This window comes from Empedobacter sedimenti, assembly GCF_030005555.1.
In the GTDB taxonomy this organism is placed as follows: Bacteria; Bacteroidota; Bacteroidia; order Flavobacteriales; family Weeksellaceae; genus Empedobacter; species Empedobacter sedimenti.
The window spans coordinates 164,019-170,062 of record NZ_JASCQG010000006.1 but is presented as its reverse complement, the minus strand read 5'-3'; the positions used below and the strand labels follow the sequence as shown (position 1 = coordinate 170,062).

The following is a 6,044-nucleotide window of genomic DNA, read 5'->3' as shown; positions in this document are numbered from 1 at the left end:
AATTTTTATGTATAATTATTCTCGAAAATAAACTATTTACGTTTCTATATTGCGAAATAAACGGTTACAAATATTTTGGAAAAAGAAATTTTGGAAAATTATAAAGAGAAATGAGAAATTGAAAAAAATTATTGTAAAAACTCTCTCACATCTTTAATAAACTGTTTTAACCAATCTTCTCTTTTATGAGTGCCTGAATAAGCATGAAAAGAATTACTATAATTATTCTTCTTTAAATATTCTGAGAAAAGAATATTGTTTTCAACTAAAACACTATTTTCTTTGTCTCCATAACGAATAACAAAAAAAGGATAATTACTCTTAGTCCATTTATTGTTTTCTATTTTTTCTCCTGCGATTGAATAAACAAAGAATTTATCAAACAGCTTTGGATAACGTTTTGCCATATTCACTCCAAAACCAGCACCATTAGATACACCATAAAAATACTTATATTTCACTTTTAAAGAGATTCTCTTTGAAATACTATCTTGTAATTCATTCACAAAAAATTGAAGATGATTTTGAAATCTATTTGATAAATCAATATCAACTGCTTCAGAAAAATCCTCAACATACTCAACTAAAATAAGTATTTGGTATATCCTTTTCATTAGAATGAGCTCCAATAATCACAAATGGATTAACTGTCTTTATAGTAAAAAGACTATCTAATTTGTTCTGATAATCACTATTTATAAATTGACCATCAGTGCAAAAAATAACGTTGTATTTCTTTTTTGAATTAAAATTTTCGGGAAGGTAAATCGTAACTTTTCTTGATTCATTCAGATATTTACTTCTAAAATCAATTTCTTCCAAAAAAGATTTCTGAGCAAATAAATTAATGCTTGTAAAAAGTATAAATAGTAAGATTTTAAATTTCATATCAAAAACTTAAATATACAAAAAAGCTCGTGTCAAATTGCTTAACACGAGCTTTTTAATAATAAATAATAAAAAACTATATCAACTCATTATATGCAATTACCACATTGGCGTTTGCAAAAATGAAGATAATATTCCTGGAAAAATTCCCATCACAATTAAGATAACCATTCCAATGATTAAAAGGAAATTTGTTAATCCGTCTTGTGTTGTTAATTTATTTTTTCCTTTTTTGAAATACATATAGTTGATGATTTTGAAGTAATAATACATACTCAAAACTGCCATTACCAATGCAATTACAATCAAAAATAGGTTTTTATCGTTTGTTCCTCCAATACTCAATGCCATAAATTTAGCGAAGAAACCTCCTGTTAATGGAATACCTGCTAACGAAATCAATGAAATTGTCATCGCTGCAGCCAAAACTGGATTTGCTTTTCCTAAACCGATGAAACTATCAAATTTTGGATTTTTGAATTGATCAATCGTATAGAAAATAATGAAATTCGCAACCGAATAAGCAATCGTATAGAACATTAAAGCCTCTTTAGAAGCTGAATTGATGTTGAACAAAACAAATAACATGAAACCTGCTTGCGCGATTGATGAATAAGCCATCAAACGTTTAACAGATTTTTGAGAAACTGCTCCGAAGTTTCCGATAAATAACGTCAAAATGATGATTGACGCAAATAATAAACGGTAATATTCGGCATATTCTACATTTGTTGGGAATGATTTTAAGACTAAAATAAATCCTAAAAATGATCCTCCTTTGATGATTGTCGACATAAACGATGTAAACACAGTTGGTGTTCCGTCGTAAACGTCTGGTGTCCATGCGTGGAAAGGAGCTGCAGAAACTTTGAAACAAAATGCGAAGATGATTAAACACCATCCTGCGTAATAAATTGTTTCGAAATCTTTGTTATAGTTCACCAATTGATCAACCATAAAAGTTCCTGTTGCGCCATACAAAAATGTTACACCTAACATCAAAATTCCTGTTGAGAAAGCTCCCATCAAGAAATATTTTACAGAAGCTTCTGTACTTCTAAGACTTTCTTTGTTTGTTCCTGCAATAATGTACATTGGAATTGACATTAATTCGATTCCTAAGAACATAATTACTAAGTTGTGGAATTGTGCTAAAACGGCGATTCCTGTAAAAGAGAAGAAAATTAGGGCATAATATTCTGCCACATGTTTTCCTACTTTTCCAAACGAATCTTTGTTCAACAATAAGTAAAAAATTGCCAATCCCGCCAATGCGATAAAGAACGAAACGCCGTAAAGCGACTGTCCAATCATGTTATCGAATTTTCCTGCGAACATTGAGCAACCTTTCAAATCGAAAATTCCTCCTACAATCATTCCGAAAAACAGAACAACAGAAAGTATATTTAAGGCACGATTATTTTTGATGTAGAATCCACTAAACATCAAAATAATACCTGAAAGTGCTGATAAAATAATCGTATTCATATCTATTTATTCAAAAATGATTAATGTGCTAATAAATTAAAAATTGGTGTTGGATAAACTCCTAAAATAATCACGATGATTGCGATTACTGATAAAACTGCAATTGGTCCAAAACCTCCTTTTTGAGCATCTTTTTGTTTGATGTTTTTCACTTCTCCAAACAATAATGCGCTTGATAATCTCAACGTATAAACGGCAGATAAAATAACACCTAAACAAGCCACAACACATAAAACTGGATTGTGTGTAAACAATGCTGAAAGCATCATAAACTCTCCGATGAATGAACTTGTCAATGGTAATGCTACGTTTGCTAAACCGAATATCATGAATAAGATAGATAATGTTGGATCAACTTTCGCTAAACCACCAATCGATTTGATATCTGTCAAATCATATTTTCTTTCCATTATATCTACACATAACCATAATCCTAAAACAACTAAACCATGTGAAAACATTTGAAAATAAGCTCCTGTTACACCATTTGCTAATTCTGAAAATATTGAAACAAAGATTAAAGCTAAGTGAGCAATCGAGCTATATGCAATAATTTTCTTTACATTTTTTGCACTCAATGCGATTAACGAAGCGTAAACTAATCCGAAAATTGCGATGTACGTAATGTATTTGAACAATTCTGAAATCGTTGGGAACATTCCTAAATACCAAGTAACCACTGCAAATAATCCCATTTTCGCCATCAAAGCTGAAAGTACAACTGTTAATGGAGTTGGAGATGTTTTGTAGATTGTTGGTTGCCATGTGTGAAATGGAAAGATTGGAATTTTAATCACAAAAGCGATTAAGAATAACAATGCCAACGCAGTATTTGTTGAATATTGCGGTCCTGTAACTTGTACAACATCTGTTAATAAAAACGATGCTGGTTGTAAGAAAAATCCGATGTAAATAATTCCTCCTAACATAAACATCGATCCTAAAATCGTATATAAGAAGAATGTCATATTTGCGCGAATTTTGTCTTTTCCAATTCCGAATAATCCGATTAAGAAATAAACTGGAATTAAGACAACTTCCCAGAAGAAATAGAATAAAATTAAATCTTCTGCTAAGAAAACTCCGTTTAATCCTGCTAAAGTGATTAGCAATAATCCGTAGAATGTATTGCTATATTTTTGTTTTGTTGTTGATAAATAAACAAAAAGAGCTAAGTAAGTAAGGTTAGTTAATAAAATCATTAATCCTCCCAAACCTTGAGCATTTAAGGCGAAATAAGTTTTAACGCTGTTGAAATTGAACCATTGTGTTTGAAACGTTAACTCGTTGTTTCCACCTTTGCAAGTGATAAACAAGTACAACGCCAACAACGCTCCACCAACGAATGCTCCTAACCATCTTTGTGGTTTTTGACCTTGCATTAATAGCATAAAAACTCCTACTATTAATGGTAAAATGATAAATAAAGATAAAAGCATTACTAACCTATTTTGAAATTAAATACCCCATAAAAAAGATTGCGATACCTGCCACGATTCCTACAACCATTAGCATAATATAGAATCCTACATTTCCGTTTTGTAGCTGACGTACATTTTTAGATGCGCGACCAGAAACAGTTCCAACTCCTAAAACAAAAGCTGCAATTCCTGCTTTTTCTACATATTTTTTCAAGACATCACCTAACTCGAACAATGGTTTTACAATTGCATTGTCGAATAATTCGTCGATGTACCATTTATCCTCAAAGAATTTTGCAATTCCAGTTGCTTCACCATCTACATGGTTTGTGTATTTTTTGATCGCATAATAAATTGCGCCAAGCACACAAAGTAATAAAGCTCCCATCATCATCCATTCTGTTGCGTGAGAAACGTGATGAGCTTCTCCGATTGATACAACTCCACTTAAGAAAGTTTGAAGTTTGTGTCCGTCTTGCATAAACAATGCTGGTATTCCTACATAACCTGCGAATACAGAAAGAACTGCTAAGATGATTAATGGAATTGTCATTGCTGCTGGACTTTCGTGCGGATGAGCATCTTTATCTCTTAAATCTCCTAAGAAAGTCATCGCATATAAACGGAACATATAAAATGCTGTCATCACAGAAACAATAAATCCGATTCCGTAAACAACTGGATTAGAAACAAACATTCCTAATAACATTTCGTCTTTCGAGAAGAAACCTGATAATCCTGGAATACCAGCGATTGCCAAACATCCAATCAAGAAAGTGATATGAGTAATTTTCATGTATTTCTTCAATCCTCCCATTTTGCGCATATCTTGCTCGTGGTGCATTCCGTGAATAACAGAACCTGCTCCTAAGAATAATAATGCTTTGAAAAATGCGTGTGTCATTACGTGGAAAACTGCTGCGATATACGCTCCAGATCCAATTGCTGCGAACATTAATCCTAATTGAGAAACTGTAGAATAAGCCAATACTTTTTTGATATCATTTTGGCGCATTGCAATAGTTGCAGTAACAAAAGCTGTTGCAATTCCTACGTACTGAATAACTTGTAATGTGATTGGTGCTGCCGAAAATAATTCGTTGCAACGTGTAATCATAAAAATACCAGCTGTTACCATTGTTGCAGCGTGAATAAGTGCTGAAACTGGTGTTGGTCCTGCCATCGCATCTGGTAACCATGTAAATAATGGTAATTGAGCCGATTTTCCTGTAGCTGCTAAGAATAACAATAATGTGATTCCTGTTAATACAAAACCTGTAAATGCAGATGGATCAATTGCTAATTGGCTGAAAACTTTTACATATTCTAACGTTCCAAATTCTTTGAAAATCCAAAACATCGCCAATAAAAATCCAACATCTCCGATACGGTTCATGATGAAAGCTTTCTTTGCTGCTTTGATATATTCCGGATTTGTAAACCAAAAACCAATTAATAAGAATGAACAAAGTCCAACTCCTTCCCATCCAATAAACATCATTACGAAGTTGTTTCCCATAACAAGAATCAACATGAAGAAGATGAATAAATTTAGATATGAAAAGAATTTTGCAAATCCTTTGTCTTCGCTCATGTAAGCCGAGCTGTACACGTGAATTAAAAATCCAACTCCTGTAATAATTAACAAAAACAAACTCGTTAATGCATCAATTTGAAATGCAAAAGGAACTTGTAAAGTTGGAATATTGATAATATCAAATGCCTTAAAAATTAATGGTTGTGCATCTGCTCCTGATGGAACTGACATAAAAACCATGATTGATAAAATGAAACTTGCCAAAACTGCTCCACTTCCAATGAAAGTCACTAAGCTTTTAGAAAGTACATTTCGTCCTAAACCGTTAATCAAAAATCCGATGAATGGAATCAAAGGAATTAACCATATATACTGCTCCATTCTTAACCTTTTAAACGATTTAACACATTAATATCTACCGAGTATACTTTGCGGAACAATAAAATTATCACTGATAATCCTACAGCAACCTCAGCCGCAGCCACAACCATAATAAAGAATACTAAAAGTTGTGCATCTGTTCCTTTTTCTAATGCTGGATTTGCGTGATAGTGCATTTTTGAAAACGCTACTAACAACAAATTCACAGAATTTAACATCAATTCTATACACATAAAAATGACAATTGCGTTGCGACGAATCATTACGCCAGCCATTCCTATTCCGAATAGGATTAATGATAAAGTAATATAATAACTGATTGGTAACAT

At 32.3% G+C, this 6,044-nt stretch carries 6 protein-coding genes; all 6 read right to left on the bottom strand.

Going from position 1 to position 6,044, the window contains the following annotated elements:
- Positions 1-128 precede the first annotated feature (128 nt).
- Positions 129-614, bottom strand: a complete 486-nt coding sequence (locus tag QHG34_RS07900; protein WP_282629662.1) for a hypothetical protein — start codon at positions 612-614, stop codon at positions 129-131.
- Positions 580-888, bottom strand: coding sequence for an alpha/beta hydrolase-fold protein (locus tag QHG34_RS15850; RefSeq protein WP_407080905.1), 309 nt, complete (start codon positions 886-888; stop codon positions 580-582). The genes QHG34_RS07900 and QHG34_RS15850 overlap by 35 nt, the downstream gene beginning before the upstream one ends.
- 99 nt (positions 889-987) lie before the next feature.
- The gene (locus QHG34_RS07895; protein ID WP_282629661.1) at positions 988-2,376 is read right to left on the bottom strand and encodes an NADH-quinone oxidoreductase subunit N; all 1,389 of its coding nucleotides are present in this window, start codon (positions 2,374-2,376) and stop codon (positions 988-990) included.
- Between the two features lie 20 nt (positions 2,377-2,396).
- Positions 2,397-3,815 (bottom strand): complex I subunit 4 family protein, encoded by a 1,419-nt coding sequence (locus QHG34_RS07890; protein WP_282629660.1) that lies wholly within the window; start codon positions 3,813-3,815, stop codon positions 2,397-2,399.
- Between the two features lie 7 nt (positions 3,816-3,822).
- Positions 3,823-5,715, bottom strand: coding sequence for an NADH-quinone oxidoreductase subunit L (gene nuoL / locus QHG34_RS07885; protein ID WP_282629659.1), 1,893 nt, complete (start codon positions 5,713-5,715; stop codon positions 3,823-3,825).
- Positions 5,716-5,717: 2 nt separating this feature from the next.
- The gene (gene nuoK, locus QHG34_RS07880) at positions 5,718-6,044 is read right to left on the bottom strand and encodes an NADH-quinone oxidoreductase subunit NuoK (protein WP_026357457.1); all 327 of its coding nucleotides are present in this window, start codon (positions 6,042-6,044) and stop codon (positions 5,718-5,720) included.